Raw genomic sequence first — 16,001 nt, forward strand, 5'->3', positions numbered from 1 at the left:
ACTTCTAAGAATAGATTCTTAGTGTTGCACTTGATTTGACAATTGAGGAGCGAAAAAAATTCAAAAAAAATAACATTTTTTGCAATTTCGCAAAAAATGTCAGATTTTCGTTAGTTTTTATTGTTAAATCCACTATGGAAGCCCTTTTGAACCGACACTGGCGCATCCTTATAGGCCATCTGTTTGACGTAATTCCCTCGAATCATTAGGCGATTGGCTCCCGTTGCATCACAGGTAATCAGCGTCACCATGGTCTTCTTGGTCTGATCGACCACCTTAACGTCCGTTGCTGGAATGAACTTCCGCACGCTCACTTTGTAGACGAAGACCTTCTTGGCGTTTGTTAAGTAAATTTGTTGACCGACTCGGGTTTTCCAATACAAAGGACTAAATAAAATCGTTTGGGAACTCATGTGATGACCTGCCAACGGATAATTACCCTGTCCCATCTGCTGGTCCGGTCGCATGGTTCCAGCCGTCAGTGCTAACACATCGTTACTGACACCCTTCGCAATCGGCAGGTGAATCTTTGACTGCGGCATATAGATCTCGCCCACCACGTGGATATTAGCCGTATTCCAACGGGCATTAGCCACGGTTGAGAAGTCCAACGACTTAACCTTACTGAAGTCATACGACGCCTTTTTCTTCTCGTTCTTCTGCACAGTCTTCTTGGAGATGTGCGGTTGATAGGAAGAAATCAACCAGTTCTTAATCTGCTCGTTAAAGATTAACCCGAGCGAGATGATAATTAAGATGATGAAAATCGTTGTCCAGAACCACCGCCAGCGGTGCTTCGGCTGTTGTTGCCGTTTATCTGCCATAATTACTGCCACTCCCCCCAACTATGCGTTATCTTCACTGGCAAATTTTACCCCACTTACTGTCAAAAACAAAGTGAAACCGTTCCACCACGTTCTGTGACAAGCAGCTTTCACCAGTTAACCTTCGTATTCTGCAAGCAACGATCACACAACAAAGGCGGGAAGCTCACCGCTACCCGCCACAAGTTACTTTACTTTTTGGTTTTCTTGTCCGGTTTAACGCCCGCCGTAACTCGTGGTTGCCGGTTCCCGCGCTCCGCTTCCTGGGCAACTGCTTTTTGCGCAACTAGATTCAGGAAATTAAAGGTATCATCGAAGTTTGGGTTAAACAACATATCCACGAAGGAAAGGTCATCGATCGTATTACGGTTCTGAATCGCAATCGATATCGCATTGGCCGACTGCGCAACCTCATGCTTACTGAAGAGCTGTGCCCCCAGTACCCGCCGATTATCACGGTCGTAAACCAAGTTGATCAGCAGGCGATCCGTGGTCGGCATATACTCAGGTCGCCAGGTGCTCTCAAAGGTCACACTATCCGCGTTTAGTCCTGCCGAAGCCGCGTGTCGCAGTGTCAATCCAGAGGAAGCCAGCGTCCGGCCAAAGATGTTGATAGCCGAAGTCGCTTGGGTCCCCATATAGCGTTGCAGGTTCCCAAAGACGTTGATACCGGCCAGCATCCCCTGCCGCACAGCGTTGGTCGCCAGTGGCGTATAAGCAGGTTGCCCAGTTGGGTTAAAGTTAACTACACTGGCATCCCCACAGGCAAAGATGTCTGGGTCTGAAGATTGAATGTAATCGTTAATGATAATGGCACCGTGACGATCCATCTTAACCTGACCGCGTAAGAGCGTCGTGTTGGGCACAAAACCCGTGCTGACAATCGCCACATCCGCGCGGTAAGTCTCGCCATTGGTCTCGATGGCCAACCCCTTGTCATCCTGAGAAAATGCCGTAACCCGGCTGTTCAGAACGACTTCAACGCCTTGGTCCCGTAAGATATCAACCACTTTGTCCGACAGATTTTTGTCAACGTAGTGGTCCAACAGAATATCCTGCGACTGAATTAAGAGGACATCGTGGCCCGTCCGCGCGTAACTTTCTGCCAACTCGGTTCCAATATAGCCCCCACCAATGATAGCGATGCGGTTATGGTCCTTAGCTGCCTGATACACGGCTTTGGCTTGTTCGTAATTCTTGCATAGTAAGACCATGTCTTCATCGATCCCGAAGATTGGTGGCACGTTAACCGTCGAACCGGTTGCCATGATGAGTTTATCATAAGTGTCACTGGTCAATTCGCCGGAATCCATGTCGACAACATCCACCGTCTTGTTGGCCGCATCGATCTTCACGACATTGTGACGGGTAAGAACGTTGGCACCCAGACCAGCTAACTCTTCCGGGGACGAATAGAACATGTCCTCCAGGTGTTTGACCTGGCCATCCAAAAAGAGCGAAATCCCCGTCGACAGGAATGACACATTGGTATGCCGTTCGTAAATGGTGACCTCCGTTTCAGGATGATCTTTTAGGATTTGAATCGCAGCATTCGTTCCTGCATGGGTGCTTCCAACAATAATGACCTTCATCATAGGTTCCCCCTCATATTCTGCAACGCATAAATTTAGTTGTGTCCCTCGATGAACACATGAAACTTGGGCAACTCGTCAGGCCCTTATTAAATACGATTATTTTCTCATCTTTTCAATCCATTACTGACGCCTCATCAAAATGAGTCACTGGTTATCCAAGGATTGAAGTACCCATTAAATATTAACCACTGAGATTACGTTAGTGCCCGGCATATCGGGCGTGAGACGGATTGTTTCAGTACTGATAGTGTATTTTCACCCAATTAACTTAATTTGTCAAAACAAATACTCTCCTTATTAACAAAATCCGCTATCTGACGGGATTTCCCAAGCAAAAAAGCCAGATCAACGCGGACCTGACTTAACGTATAGAGTAGATAATTAATCTTGTGATTTGATTCACTCAATCACCTTCACGAAACGCGAGTTCCCAGTGATATAGCCGCCGGCAACTTTGTAACGGAGCGTGTCCCCTTTGCGGAAATTGTTAGCATTGGTATAAGCCCAGCCTTGTACCTTAAAGACGGCTTGGCTCTTCTTAGTGTAATGTCGATTTCGCTTAGTCAGCCGCACCGTATCATAGCGGTTGACCGCCGTCTTGGCTTGCACCCGTTTAGGCATCTTGTATTTTCCCGCGATGACCAGCTTCTTATTGCCAGAAATGTAGCGGCCATTACTGAGCACCAATCGCGTGTTGAGATTATGAGTGACAACCCGTTTTACCTTAAGAACCTGACCCTGCCGGTAATGAATAGACTTACCTGTCAGGCTTTTCTTCGTATAAGCATTCAGACCGTCAGGATTGATCACAGTGACTCGACTGGGCCGCGTCGTGTAGTGGAGGCGCGTGCTATACGCTGTCTTGGCAGTGATATACCCCGTGATCCCCTGACCATTGAGATCCACTACCTGATAGCGTTTGACGCCATTCTTAGAGGTTGCTGTACCAATAATCTTAAACATCGGTCGGTTCATCCGTGACTTCTGCGCATACCATTGCAATCGAGACTGCTTGGTAAACGTTGGTGAGTCATACAACCCAATCTTCCTCGTGGCGTAAATAACGCTTTTCTTAACGACTGGATCTGCCGCCTTGCAATAAGTATAAGTAATGGTCTGTTCAGAACTGGTAAACTTCCCTGTTTCCTCTCCAGTCGTCTTAACCAGGTTGTACCCAGAAATCTCGAGCGGTTCTGCCTGGTAATCAGTCCCCAGGGATCCGGCCAACGTTTTATCCGGCTTTAATGACTGGCCTTGCTCGTCAACGTAACGGATAGTGACGGGCTTGCTGGAGACTGTAGACGGTGTGATGGGTGCAGCTCCCCTTTTAAATACAAAACAGCTTGGCTGTCCCGCCATGCTTAATTGACCATCCGCAACATCCTTCATAGTTCCATCCACATCTTGCTGGGTCACAAAATTCTCGAGTGACCTCCCTAGCAATGCCCGCTCCTGTACCTCTGAGGCTTCTGGATCTAGTTTACTGAGTTGTTCTGCAGAGTATTGCGATAAGTAAATCTTTGATTTTAAATTCAAAACTTCCTGATAATTTCCTAGTATTGCTTCCTTAGTTCCAAAATATGAATCAAGCATTGGCATAAAATTTTTTATTAATGCACTCGTAGAGGCTTCCAATCGTTTTTGACGGATATTTTCCTGATAGTCCTTTACAATTGCGTCAATATCTACGCCTTCTGGATCTAGAGAGATCTGAGCGGCCGTCTTTAGTGCCCAGCTGAGCACATAAACATACGTGCCGAGAAATTCAGTTAAATCTTTTCCTTCAGTGAGTCCATATGTTTTTAAATCGTCACCCGTTAGATAGTCGGCTAAGGATTCATTAGACGTACTTAAAAGACCACCGCCGAGAAAATGCATAGCTCCCGCAACATTGTAAGAATTATCATCTTCACCGACAGCCGAAACAAAGATTTCGTGAAAATTCTCATCTGCCACTTCTTGAACAGTGTAGAGTTGCTTATTCTCTGGATACCAAGGAACATGAGTTGTCACGCCCTTTTCATCCGTGATTAGATTGTATGGCACTTGTACCAAATCAACTTGAATACGCTCAGGGATAACACTGGCATCGCCCGCTACCGCATCCACAGAACTCGCCGTTGCTGCCTGGGTCGTCACGGGCACAATTGCGCCACCCGCTAGGATTAACGTGAGGCCGGCCACCAACAGCCGGCGGACCAGATCAGTCATAGAATCACCTCATTATTATGATTGGTATACATTGCTCAGTTTAACACAGCAGGTGGTAAAACATGTCGATTATTAATCAGACTGATTGCATATTCTACGTGAGCTAGCCTCACATCACGTTAGATTGGCTCTGTGCTTGCTTTCCCTGGCGTCACTCTAGAAGTGGTCCCTAATACACTAAAAATGGACACAAAAACCGGTAGCAGTTATAAACTGCCACCGGCGACAAATCATATTTATTATAATTAGTCGTTTGCCAAACCGTATTTCTTGTTGAAACGGTCCACAGCACCATCGGCTTGGGTAAACTTTTGCTTACCAGTGTAGAATGGGTGTGAATCTGAAGAAATTTCGACACGGATCAATGGGTAAGTGTTGCCATCTTCCCATTCAACCGTTTCGTCAGAAGTTGCCGTTGAACCAGACAAGAACTGGAAGCCAGTACTTGAGTCTTGGAACACAACTTCGTGGTAATCTGGGTGAATTCCTTGCTTCATAATGTATTACGCTCCTTTGCCCTGGTTCATCTACTGAGCCAGAGATTGATTTAATCGTCAACCGTTGAATTATACCATGAAACCCAATTACGGGCAATGGCTAATCTTGGCCGTTTTCTACCAAACTTTCTTTACTCACAATTTCAACATCCGCGTTCAGCGCCGTCAGCTTAGCAACGATGCGGTCGTAACCCCGCAGAATGTTATCGGCCTCTTCGATTTCAGTATCGCCATCGGCCATGAGTCCCGTGATGACCAGCGCAGCGCCTGCCCGGATTTCACCGGCCTCGACCTGACTGCCTGTCAGCCCCTCACTCGGATCGACCACAATCATGTCGTCTTCCGAACGAATATTGGCACCCATCTTCCGTAACTCCGCAATGTGCATGATGCGCTTGGGATAGATGGTATCGATAACCACGCTATTCCCGTTCGCCCGGAACAACAACGGCGTTAGTGGCTGTTGCAGGTCCGTTGCAAACCCAGGGAAGGGCATCGTCTTGATGCGAATCGGTTTGAGGTTTTCCGAACGTGGCACGTAAATGCTGTCTTCGTTGATCTCTAGTGGCACGCCCATTTCAATCATCTTGGCCGTAAAGGCTTCGAGATGTTCTGGAATCACGTTCTTAATAACGACGCCATCCCCAACGGCCGCAGCCATCGACAGGTAGGTCCCGGCTTCGATCCGGTCCGGAATAATCGTGTGGGTGTTCATCGCCCGCAGCGTTGGTACCCCTTCGATACGAATCACATCGGTACCGGCCCCCCGAATGTGCGCCCCCATGTTGTTCAGGAACGTCGCAACGTCGATAATTTCGGGCTCCTTAGCGGCATTTTCAATCACCGTGGTCCCCACTGCTTTGACCGCCGCGAGAATTGAATTGATCGTGGCCCCGACTGAGACCATGTCCAAGAAGATCCGGGCACCGTGCAAGCCTTCGGGACCGGTCGTGATGCGCACCGTACCGTCATGTTCCTCCACCGAAGCGCCCAAGGCTTCGAATGCCTTGATGTGCTGGTCGATTGGCCGTGGACCAATGTTATCGCCACCCGGGAAACTTAGCGTGGCCCGTTGGAACCGCCCCAACAAGGACCCCATAAAATAGTACGATGCCCGCAAGCTCTTGATAGCCTTGCTAGGTAGCGGTGCCTCCACAATCTCAGTTGGGTCAATGGTTAAGACCCCGTCTTCGAATGTCGAGCGCACGTTCATTGATTTCAGAATTAACATTAAATTGTGCACGTCAAGGATATCCGGTACCATATCAAAACGGACCGGGGTATCAGCGAGAATCGCTGCCGGAATTAAAGCCACTGTGCTGTTTTTGGCGCCACCGATCGTCACTTCTCCAGAAAGGCGACGGCCGCCGTGAATTATCATTTTTTTCATTATGAAGCTATCCTCACTTAATAATCTTCCTTTTAATTCCATACAGTCAGATACCATGATAAATAATGCCGGGCAAAAAGACAACACTTTCCCGGTATTCTGGCTAAAATGTAATATTAGCCCACTACAATACCTCGTCTCGGAGGTCATCTAGGTTCTTGGCGAGTATGGTGTCGATAATGATTTTCGTTAGTTTATGTGGGGATTCGGGCATGCCGTCCTTCACCCATTTTTTTAAAATGTTCTGTAGACCAGCGCCAATGTAAGCGCCCTGGTAGTCCGCAATGTGCGGCGGCTTAGGCCCTGTCTGGGCAACCAACTCCTGCATCCGTTCCAATAAATCGGTTCGACCTTCAATGAAGACCAGATTACTTAGCTTCTTATCCTCATAGAATGCCGTCAGGAGGTGTTCTAAGGCCTGACTGGGGCTGGCTCCCTTCAACGGGTGCAAAGCCGCCACAAAGGCCCGTTCAATGCTCGCCACGCAGTCATAGATGTCGGTGTAGTACCGGTAAAACGTGGTCCGGTTCACATCGGCCATCGTACAGACCTCCGTGACCGAAATGGCGTTAATCGGTTTACTCTCAAGTAAAGACAACACAGTATCCTGAATCACACGCTGGGTATACTGGGCCCGCCGATTATTTTTCACACCAACCATAACTCTCACTCCCACTTGCCGGCACACCGACAGTTCTCCGCCGCTCCGACACAAATCATATCGTCATCGCAGTTGCTTAATAGATTAATTATAAGAGACATTACGTGCCGCCAACCCCCACTTCATGGTAAAGTTAAGGCCGGTCAACGGGTTGTTTTTAGTCTATGCTCATTGTCTAACGTTAAAACCGCTCAGTCACGCAACTCATCTAAGTTAGGTAAGTGACGGACCTTTAGCCTAGGCATCGTTGGACGCCGGTAGCCTGTTATTAGCGCAACACCTTGGCCAAAACAGTTGCAAAGACAACAGTTCTGTTGACATTGGCGCTTGCCAATTAACGGTTTTATTTCTATCATGTTAGACACGGTGTTGCATTAATGTATATTTTATCAGAAATACACCGCAAACAACAGTCGAATTCAAAAAATGGAAGGATTATTTTAAATGCTGGAACTCAAACACATCAAGAAATATTACTACGTGGGGGACTCTGTCACGAAGGCCCTCGACGATGTTTCCGTTGCTTTCCGCTCCCAAGAGTTCGTTGCGATCCTCGGTCCAAGTGGCTCTGGGAAGACGACCATGCTGAACGGTATTGGTGGCCTGGACATTTACGACTCCGGAGACTTGGCTATCGAAGGTAAATCGACCAAGGACTTCTCCGCCGCCGACTGGGACGCCTACCGGAATAATTCCGTGGGTTTCATCTTCCAGAGCTATAACATCATCGGCCACCTGAGCATCCTCGACAACGTGGAAATGGGGATGACCCTGAGTGGTGTCTCCAACGCTGAAAAGAAGGAAAAGGCCCTCAAGGCCCTCGATCGCGTCGGCTTGACCGACCATATCAATAAGAAGCCAAATCAATTATCTGGTGGGCAACTCCAACGGGTCGCTATCGCGCGGGCCATCGCCAACGAACCAGAGATTCTGTTGTGTGACGAACCCACTGGTGCCCTGGATACCGAAACCAGCGAAGAAATTATGAAGCTGATCAAGGAACTCTCCGCTGAGCGACTGGTGATCATGGTTACCCATAACCCTGACCTGGCCCACGAATACGCCGACCGGATCATCGAGTTCGCCGATGGGAAGATTCAACACGACTCCGACCCCTACGACGACCACGCCGATGCCGAACAATTCAAGTTAAAGAAGACCAAGATGACCTTCTGGACTGCATTGAAGCTGTCATTTAACAACATCCGGACCAAGAAGGGGCGGACCGCGCTGACGGCATTTGCCTCCAGTATCGGGATCATCGGAATCGCCATCGTGCTGGCCCTCTCCAATGGTTTTCAGGCCCAGATCAACAAGACCCAGTCCAACACGCTGGCACAGTTCCCCATCACCATTTCGCAAACGGCCCAGGATAGCTCGACCACTGGTCCCCAGAATAGTAAGAAGACGACCAAGTCCAACAAGGTCGTCGCTAAGATCAGTGATGCCGACAAATCCGTTCACCAGAACAAGATTACCAAGAGTTACTTAAAATACGTTAAAAACATTAACGGTAACTTAAGTAAGAACATCACCTACACCTACGCGACCGGGATGAACCTCCTGCGGCAAACGGATGGCAAGACCAAGACGGTCTCCTTCTCCAACGCCGACAGTAGCAATTCGAACAGTCCAAGTGCCATGCAATCTGCCATGTCCGCTTCGACTGGTGTCGGGGGTTCAGTCTACCCGAGCGCTAACGATGGCGGCACGAGCTTCCTGAAGAAGCACTACAAGGTCATCGCCGGGAGTTATCCCAAGAGTGCCAACGATGTGATCTTACTCGTTGACCGCGACAACTCGACAAATATCAATGCCCTGAAGAATCTAAACTTTGACGTTAAGGACAATCAAAAGTTGAACTACGATAAGATTGTCGGCACGAAGATCAAAGTTGTCAACAATAATAACTACTACCAAAGCCTGCCTACTGGCAACTACGTTCCAAATAAGGCAACGAATTCCCTTTACAATAACAAAGACAACACGACCATCAAGATTGCCGGTATTCTGCGGGTCAAGTCAAAATCCTCTGAGAATGTTCTGTCTTCCGGGATTGCCTACAGCGACAAGCTGACGCAAAACATTATCAAAGCCAACAAGAACTCTGATATTGTAAAGGCCCAAAAGAAGGCCGACAGCAACGTTATGACGGGTCAAACCGTTAACAAGGATACCAAGACTAACTTGGTCAGCTACCTTGGTGGCTCGACCACCCCAGCAAGTATCCTGATCTACCCGAACACCTTTAAGAACAAGGATAAGGTCCTCCATTACCTGGACAAGTACAACAAGGGTAAGAGCAAATCCGACAAGGTGATCTACACCGATATGGCCGGGACCGTTTCCGACCTGACCGGGGGCTTGATGGATGCCATCACCTACGTCCTCGTTGCTTTCGCCGGGATCTCACTGGTTACCAGCATGATCATGATCGCTATCATCACGTACACCTCCGTCCTCGAACGAACCAAGGAAATCGGGATTCTCAAGGCCTTAGGGGCCCGGAAGAAAGATATCACCCGGGTATTTGATGCTGAAACGTTCATCCTCGGTGTGGGTTCCGGAGTCCTCGGGGTCATCATCGCTTGGCTCCTGACCTTCCCCATCAACATCGTCTTAAAGAGCATTACCGACCTCAGTAACGTCGCGCACCTGAACCCCGTCCACGGAATCGTGCTGATTATCATCAGTACCGTGCTGACCATGTTGGGTGGCCACATCCCAGCACGGATGGCGGCCAAGAAGGACGCGGCAACGGCATTGCGTTCAGAATAAGTTAAAAACTATCGCCTGCGGCTGTCAGGATTCCGTCTGCTGTGAGGACCGACTCCAGCCAAGAAGCTGGCTTCCGTCTCGGTTTGAAACCTCGCAAAAGTCATGCGAGTTTCCAAACACGCCCTGCGCTGTAAGACCGGGAAAAAACAAACGCCCGGTCTAACAGCGCTGCCACGGCTGACTACATCCTGACCTCCTCCGGCTAGACTAGCTTTTAACCAATGAACATTCGTTACAGCAATGACGACGGGTCCTCACTTTTTTCAAATTTAATCTAACAGAAAGGTCCCGCAAATCAATTTCGATTTGCGGGACCTTTTTTCAATTATATCAACTCAAAACTTTTAATTCCGCCCGACTTCATACCGGTTTCCACCACCGTTGCCCGGTGAGCTACCATGTAAGCCGTGAGGGTGGCAGAAATCGGCCCAGCCGTGGGAATTCTCTAAGTGGCACAGCCACTTAGAGAAGTGGTGGCTATGAAACTCGTTTCTCAGAGGTCCATGGCCAAGTCGGGAGACCGCACTATGGCTCCAGACGCCCGCCCACAGCGTCACGGCCGATTTCTGCCACCCGGTAAGGCGCGCTGGTAAGACCCAGTTAGCCTTCTGCTTCGTGGATGGCGCCTTGGATGTCATCTTTGGCGAAATCGTGCTCGCAGTATGCCTGGTCATCTACCGGCAGATGCTGTTCCAACGTTGAAAACGTTTGTACCTGGACATCCCCTGTCACCGTGCCGAAGTCCAGCAGGTGCCCGCCAAAGTCGTGGGCCGCTGACAGAAAGTGGTCATGGTAACCACCTACTGCAACGCCGTCAAACACTTGTGGTGAGTAGTAACCAAGCAGAGTCCCCTCCACCTTGTCGCGGGTGAAGATGCTCTGTTGCTTAGCCGTTTCTGCTAGTGACTTGAATGGCCGTTCGGATTTCGCCACGGCCCGGGTCTTCACATCCGTAAAGGTCCCGGTGACCAGGATGGAGAAGAAGGTGTTGGCGTTGTGCGTCAAGCCCAGCACCTGATCGTGTAGCTCTTCCTTGGTGGCATTCTCCACCGTCATCAGTGGCTGATAAGCGGCGAAGTGGCTGTTGGCAAATGGCAACGTGAAACTCTCCGGCACCACGTTGACCTCGCCACGACTGTTGACCTGGTAAGGCTTGCCGTCAAGAATAATCAACTCGCCGTCTAAGCCCTCACCGGTTCCAATCCCGGTGTCGCCGTGCGCTAATAATTCCTTCATCGTCAGAGTTCCTGTCAATAAGCCCGGAACCAGTAAGGCCAAGGTCCCGTGTTGATAGAGTGTTGCTTCGTTCATATCATTACTCCCTTTAGCTTAAAACATCTTTCAACAATAATGATTTTAGTTTTAAATTGTCCCGATAGTCAACCGGAATCTGAACGACCACGGGTCCCTCAGTCTGGAAAGCCTGATCTAAGGTCGCGGCCAAGTCCTTGGCATGATCGACGCGTAAGCCAGTGGCACCAAAGCTTTCGGCATACTTGACGTAGTCGACGGGGCCAAAGCTGACCCCGGCTTCGTGACCGTATTTGGCAACTTCTTGGAATTTCACCATGTCGTAGGCGCCGTCGTCCCAAATCAATTGGACGATCGGTAACTTCAAGCGAACCGCCGTCTCCAACTCTTGACTGGAGAACAGGAAGCCCCCGTCACCGGCAACCGAAACGATTGGTTGGCCAGGACGTTCCAACGCAGCGGCAATCGCCCACGGAAAGGCAACCCCCAGCGTTTGCATCCCGTTACTGAACAGGAGGTGCCGTGGTTGGTAGCTCCGGAAGTAGCGGGCCATCCAGATGTAGAAACTGCCGACGTCAACGGTGACCGTTGTTTCATCGTTCACCTTATTCTGGAGCGCTTGGATGATGGCCAGTGGGTGAATTCCGTGTTGGTCATCGGCAGCGGGTGCTTCGGCCTGAGCGGCTAACGTCTTGCCAGACTGGTCGAGTTGCGCCTGAACCTCTTCGGACAGAGCCCAATCAGCAGGTAACTTCTGGACGATGGCCCGTAACGTCTTGGCAATGTCGGCGTGAACGACCATTTCGGGTTGGTAGTCCGTGGTAATTTCAGGAACTACACTGTCCAAACTGATTACGTCGCCTGTCCGATCAGCATTCCAAATCCGCGCTTCATATTCCACGGGATCGTAACCAACCGTGATGACCAAGTCGCTTTGTTTTAGCAAGTTATCGCCGACTTGGTTCCGGAAGAGACCGACCCGACCAAAGTAGTTGGTAACCAAGTCACGTGAGACCACCCCGGCACCTTGGAACGTTTCCACAACGGGAACGGCGGCATGCTGTAAGAGCTCGCGAATGGCCGCCGTCACGTCACTGGCCGAGGCCCGCATCCCGGCCAGGATGACGGGTAACTTAGCGTGCTGAATCTTTTCGACGATGGCATCAATGGTCGCAGCGTCCGCCACCCCTTGATCGACCGTTGGCACGGCCTTGATTTCTGGTCGATCAACGGCGCCGTTCAGGACGTTTTGTGGTAGAGAAATAAAAGTAGCGCCCGCCTTGGGTGCAACTGCCGTCTGGTAAGCGTTTGCAAACGCTTCAGAAAGACTATTGGCGTTCTGAACTTCTACGCTAGACTTAGTAGCCGAGCTCATCAGTTCCTTGCTAGGAATACTCTGGTGGGTCAGCCGACCAATATCGTCTTGCGGAACTTGTCCACCGAGGGCGATGACGGGGTCCCCTTCGGCCGTGGCCGTGATGAGACTGGTCGTCAGGTTCGATACCCCGGGGCCGGAAGTCGTCGCAACTACGCCGGGCTTGCCAGTCAGCCGGCCGATCCCAGAAGCAATCAACGCTGCGTTCTGCTCGTGCCGCGTAATAATTAATTTGGGCGCGCGTGGATCCTTGCTGTATTCAATGCCCTCAAATAGTTGGTCGACCTTGGCTCCTGGAATACCAAAAACATACTTAATGCCTTGATTAATCATGCTTTGAATCAGTGCTTGTGCACCAGTCTTCGTATCTTTCACCGTTACCCCGCCTTTTTTAAAGTTTATTCAGTCATTTGATTGTGTTGACAAGTCAACTTAGATTCATCATAATGGCATTAAGTTGTTTTGTCAACACAGAAGATTCCGGGGAAGGAGTTATCCATGAAAGATCTCGGTTATTTGGCGCAGGACATTTCGATTCTGCACCGCAAATACTACAAGGACACGCGTGAGGCATTTGCCAAATTGGGGCTCAACCCCACGGCTGCTTGCGTTTTATTGACGGTTCACGAACACCCCGACATTAATCAAAATCAGGTTGCTAAGACACTGGTCATCGACAAGGGGCTAACCACCCGCGAGGTCAACAAGATTCTCGGCCTCGGCTACCTGACCAAGACCGCTGGCACGGGCAAGACGCAATTGTTGACGCTGACCCCTGCCGGCGAAGACGTGGTCGACCAGGTGCAAACGATCCGCCGCAGTTGGTGGCAGGACCGCTTTGACCAAACCGGTATCGACGCCAATAGTCCACTGATTCCAGCGATTGAGGCGGCGGTGACGAATATTATTGAAGTGGACTAATCGACGAGTAAGATCAGTTGACGTGTACGACGTATGGTGTACACTATGTTTTGGAGGTGGTTCCATGCAAAATAAAGAGACAGATCGTATCAACGCTAGAGTTCAGCATGATGTTAAAGTTCGTGCACAAATTGAACTTGAAAAAAACGGACTCACAATTTCAGAGTATTTGCGGATCGTTTTAACTTCAGTCGCCAACAACGGTCTTCCTGAACACTTTGCACAGCCTAAACAGGAAGTTGTTGATTCAATTATGGAAATGACTGATGCTATGACCAATGACAAATCATTATCCGGTGGCACCTCCAAAGAGGCGTTTGAACGGTCATTGCGTGAATGAGCCACATCCTTAATGAAACTTCACAGTTCAAGCATCAACTGAGACGCGTCAGGAAAAGTCCTCGTTGGCGCCCTATTTTTGAGGGACACGTTCCCTTCGATAGTGATGAAAGATCTCCTTGGGATTATGTCACCGACTGCCTACTGACTGGGAGCGAGATCCCTGATTATTTCTACGTTCATCCTCTACATTTTCCAAAATCATTAGAAAAGCAAATCAAACGTCGACTGCCTACAAGCGAACACGTCACGATTCAAGTCCTCGAGCTACATTTCGATGGTCACAATGGAAATCATTTACTAGTTTTTTATGACAGTACCGATGTGACGACATTGCTAGCTATCGGCACTCATAGTGACCTATTTTCGTAAAAAACGCCACATCTTCCAGAAATATGGACGATGTGGCGTTTTATTTAGTGACATTAACTTGATTTATAGCCTAGTCCTTAACTTCTTTGCTAGCAGCGGCGATAAAGTCGCGGAACAAGCCTTCAGGACGGTTAGGCCGGGAGAGAAATTCTGGATGGTATTGGGAAGCCACGAAGAACTTCTTTTCTGGTAGTTCAATAACTTCGACCAGGTGATCGTCAGGAGACGTCCCGGAGAAGACCAAGCCCTTGGCTGCCATTTCGGCACGATATTGGTTGTTGAATTCATAACGGTGACGGTGACGTTCTTGGACCATTGCTTGGTTGTCGTAAGCCGCAGCGGCCTTGCTTCCTGGCAACAGCTTGCAAGGGTACAACCCCAACCGTTGGGTTCCTCCCATTTCGTGGACGTCAGTCTGATCGGCCATCAGGTCAATGATCTTGTGGCTGGTCTCAGAGTCCATTTCAGTGGAGTTGGCATCCTTGTAACCCAGAACGTCGCGCGCAAATTCAATGCTGGCAACTTGCATCCCCAGGCAGATTCCCAGGAATGGCACGTCCTGTTCACGGGCGTACTTGATGGCCGTAATCATGCCTTCAATCCCCCGGTCACCAAACCCACCGGGAACAATGATCCCATCGGCAGCACCTAAGATATCGGCAACATTGTCATCGGTAATCTTTTCGGCATCGATCATGTCCAGATCAATCTGGGCATCGACCGGATAACCGGCGTGTTGTAAGGCTTCGGCCACGGAAATGTAGGCATCGTGTAAGCCCACGTACTTGCCGACCAGGGCAATCTTGATAGTCCGCTTTAAGTTTTGCATGTGATCGACCATCTGGGCCCACTTCTTCATGTCAGACTTCGGTGCGTCAACCTTGAAGTGATCCAAGACGATTTGATCTAAGCCCTGTTCCTGTAAGCGTAATGGAATGGAATAGATGGTCGGTACATCCATAGATTCAATAACCGCGGATGGTTGCACGTCACAGAACAGCGCAATCTTTTGCCGCATGTCATCGGTAATATGGTTTTCAGTCCGGACAACCAAAATGTTGGGTTGAATCCCAATACTCCGGAGTTCCCGCACGGAATGTTGCGTAGGCTTCGTCTTCATTTCGTGAGCCGCGTGCAGGGTCGGAACCAACGTTGTGTGGATGTAAACGACATTTTCGTCGCCCACTTCGGACTTCATTTGCCGAATGGCTTCCAGGAAGGGTTGGGATTCGATATCCCCAACGGTCCCACCGATTTCAGTGATAACGAAATCAGCGCCCAACGTCTTGCCGGCGCGCATGATTTTTTCCTTGATCATGCCGGTGATGTGCGGGATCACTTGCACAGTTGCTCCCAGATAATCACCACGCCGTTCCTTTTCCAAAACTTCTGAATAAATCTTACCAGTCGTCACGTTTGAGTACTTGTTCAGATTGTTATCGATGAAACGTTCGTAATGACCTAAGTCCAAATCCGTTTCGGTCCCATCGTCGGTCACGAAGACTTCCCCATGTTGATAAGGGTTCATCGTGCCGGGATCCACGTTAATGTACGGATCGAATTTCTGAATGGTTACGTTTAACCCACGGTTCTTCAACAGCCGTCCTAGGGAAGCAGCAACGATCCCCTTACCTAGTGATGAAACCACGCCGCCAGTCACAAAAATATATTTGGTCATGTGCAAACTCCTTGTAAGATTATTTAGGGTTTCAAACTATAAAAAAGCTCCCTATTCATTCGGAATAGGGAGCTACTTCACCGTCCAGTTGTCCTTGCTACAAGTAGCA

At 49.4% G+C, this 16,001-nt stretch carries 12 protein-coding genes; 3 read left to right on the plus strand and 9 right to left on the minus strand.

Annotation, left to right across the window (positions count from 1 at the left end):
* Positions 1-110: 110 nt before the first annotated feature.
* The 6 genes from ACEPSU_RS10165 to ACEPSU_RS10190 form a co-directional block, all read right to left on the minus strand.
* The gene (locus tag ACEPSU_RS10165) at positions 111-824 is read right to left on the minus strand and encodes a class A sortase (protein WP_395321423.1); all 714 of its coding nucleotides are present in this window, start codon (positions 822-824) and stop codon (positions 111-113) included.
* Between the two features lie 191 nt (positions 825-1,015).
* Positions 1,016-2,416, minus strand: a complete 1,401-nt coding sequence (locus ACEPSU_RS10170) for an FAD-dependent oxidoreductase (protein WP_395323183.1) — start codon at positions 2,414-2,416, stop codon at positions 1,016-1,018.
* A 402-nt stretch (positions 2,417-2,818) separates the two neighbouring features.
* A complete protein-coding gene (locus ACEPSU_RS10175) occupies positions 2,819-4,630 on the minus strand; it encodes a DUF5776 domain-containing protein (RefSeq protein ID WP_395321425.1) in 1,812 nt (603 codons plus the stop codon).
* 245 nt (positions 4,631-4,875) lie between these two features.
* Positions 4,876-5,127 (minus strand): type B 50S ribosomal protein L31, encoded by a 252-nt coding sequence (locus ACEPSU_RS10180; RefSeq protein WP_020089147.1) that lies wholly within the window; start codon positions 5,125-5,127, stop codon positions 4,876-4,878.
* Between the two features lie 100 nt (positions 5,128-5,227).
* Positions 5,228-6,517, minus strand: a complete 1,290-nt coding sequence (locus tag ACEPSU_RS10185; protein ID WP_395361531.1) for a UDP-N-acetylglucosamine 1-carboxyvinyltransferase — start codon at positions 6,515-6,517, stop codon at positions 5,228-5,230.
* A 124-nt stretch (positions 6,518-6,641) separates the two neighbouring features.
* Positions 6,642-7,178, minus strand: coding sequence for a TetR/AcrR family transcriptional regulator (locus ACEPSU_RS10190; protein WP_395321428.1), 537 nt, complete (start codon positions 7,176-7,178; stop codon positions 6,642-6,644).
* A gap of 444 nt (positions 7,179-7,622) precedes the next feature.
* Between ACEPSU_RS10190 and ACEPSU_RS10195 the strand changes: the two genes are divergently transcribed.
* Positions 7,623-9,956 (plus strand): ATP-binding cassette domain-containing protein, encoded by a 2,334-nt coding sequence (locus tag ACEPSU_RS10195; protein WP_395321430.1) that lies wholly within the window; start codon positions 7,623-7,625, stop codon positions 9,954-9,956.
* 600 nt (positions 9,957-10,556) lie between these two features.
* On the opposite strand, the gene budA is transcribed toward ACEPSU_RS10195, so the two are convergent.
* The gene (gene budA / locus ACEPSU_RS10200; RefSeq protein ID WP_020089151.1) at positions 10,557-11,267 is read right to left on the minus strand and encodes an acetolactate decarboxylase; all 711 of its coding nucleotides are present in this window, start codon (positions 11,265-11,267) and stop codon (positions 10,557-10,559) included.
* Positions 11,268-11,280: 13 nt separating this feature from the next.
* Positions 11,281-12,957, minus strand: coding sequence for an acetolactate synthase AlsS (gene alsS / locus ACEPSU_RS10205; protein WP_395321433.1), 1,677 nt, complete (start codon positions 12,955-12,957; stop codon positions 11,281-11,283).
* Positions 12,958-13,080: 123 nt separating this feature from the next.
* Here alsS and ACEPSU_RS10210 point away from each other — a divergent pair, with 123 nt between their 5' ends.
* Both ACEPSU_RS10210 and ACEPSU_RS10215 read left to right on the plus strand, forming a co-directional pair.
* Positions 13,081-13,503, plus strand: coding sequence for a MarR family winged helix-turn-helix transcriptional regulator (locus tag ACEPSU_RS10210; protein ID WP_395321434.1), 423 nt, complete (start codon positions 13,081-13,083; stop codon positions 13,501-13,503).
* Between the two features lie 64 nt (positions 13,504-13,567).
* The gene (locus tag ACEPSU_RS10215) at positions 13,568-13,843 is read left to right on the plus strand and encodes a type II toxin-antitoxin system RelB/DinJ family antitoxin (protein ID WP_395321435.1); all 276 of its coding nucleotides are present in this window, start codon (positions 13,568-13,570) and stop codon (positions 13,841-13,843) included.
* A 441-nt stretch (positions 13,844-14,284) separates the two neighbouring features.
* Here ACEPSU_RS10215 and ACEPSU_RS10220 read toward each other — a convergent pair whose 3' ends face one another.
* The gene (locus ACEPSU_RS10220; protein WP_260338905.1) at positions 14,285-15,892 is read right to left on the minus strand and encodes a CTP synthase; all 1,608 of its coding nucleotides are present in this window, start codon (positions 15,890-15,892) and stop codon (positions 14,285-14,287) included.
* Positions 15,893-16,001 lie beyond the last annotated feature (109 nt).

The sequence above is a fragment of the Levilactobacillus parabrevis genome (assembly GCF_044051715.1).
Lineage (GTDB): Bacteria > Bacillota > Bacilli > Lactobacillales > Lactobacillaceae > Levilactobacillus > Levilactobacillus parabrevis.

Bases quoted from the DNA above. Each gene is read 5' to 3' on its own strand.
- budA (WP_020089151.1), bottom strand. From the start codon at position 11,267: ATGAACGAAGCAACACTCTATCAACACGGGACCTTGGCCTTACTGGTT.
- ACEPSU_RS10190 (WP_395321428.1), bottom strand. From the start codon at position 7,178: ATGGTTGGTGTGAAAAATAATCGGCGGGCCCAGTATACCCAGCGTGTG.
- ACEPSU_RS10165 (WP_395321423.1), bottom strand. From the start codon at position 824: ATGGCAGATAAACGGCAACAACAGCCGAAGCACCGCTGGCGGTGGTTC.
- ACEPSU_RS10175 (WP_395321425.1), bottom strand. From the start codon at position 4,630: ATGACTGATCTGGTCCGCCGGCTGTTGGTGGCCGGCCTCACGTTAATC.
- ACEPSU_RS10180 (WP_020089147.1), bottom strand. From the start codon at position 5,127: ATGAAGCAAGGAATTCACCCAGATTACCACGAAGTTGTGTTCCAAGAC.
- ACEPSU_RS10220 (WP_260338905.1), bottom strand. From the start codon at position 15,892: ATGACCAAATATATTTTTGTGACTGGCGGCGTGGTTTCATCACTAGGT.
- ACEPSU_RS10170 (WP_395323183.1), bottom strand. From the start codon at position 2,416: ATGAAGGTCATTATTGTTGGAAGCACCCATGCAGGAACGAATGCTGCG.
- ACEPSU_RS10185 (WP_395361531.1), bottom strand. From the start codon at position 6,517: ATGAAAAAAATGATAATTCACGGCGGCCGTCGCCTTTCTGGAGAAGTG.
- ACEPSU_RS10215 (WP_395321435.1), top strand. From the start codon at position 13,568: ATGCAAAATAAAGAGACAGATCGTATCAACGCTAGAGTTCAGCATGAT.
- ACEPSU_RS10210 (WP_395321434.1), top strand. From the start codon at position 13,081: ATGAAAGATCTCGGTTATTTGGCGCAGGACATTTCGATTCTGCACCGC.
- ACEPSU_RS10195 (WP_395321430.1), top strand. From the start codon at position 7,623: ATGCTGGAACTCAAACACATCAAGAAATATTACTACGTGGGGGACTCT.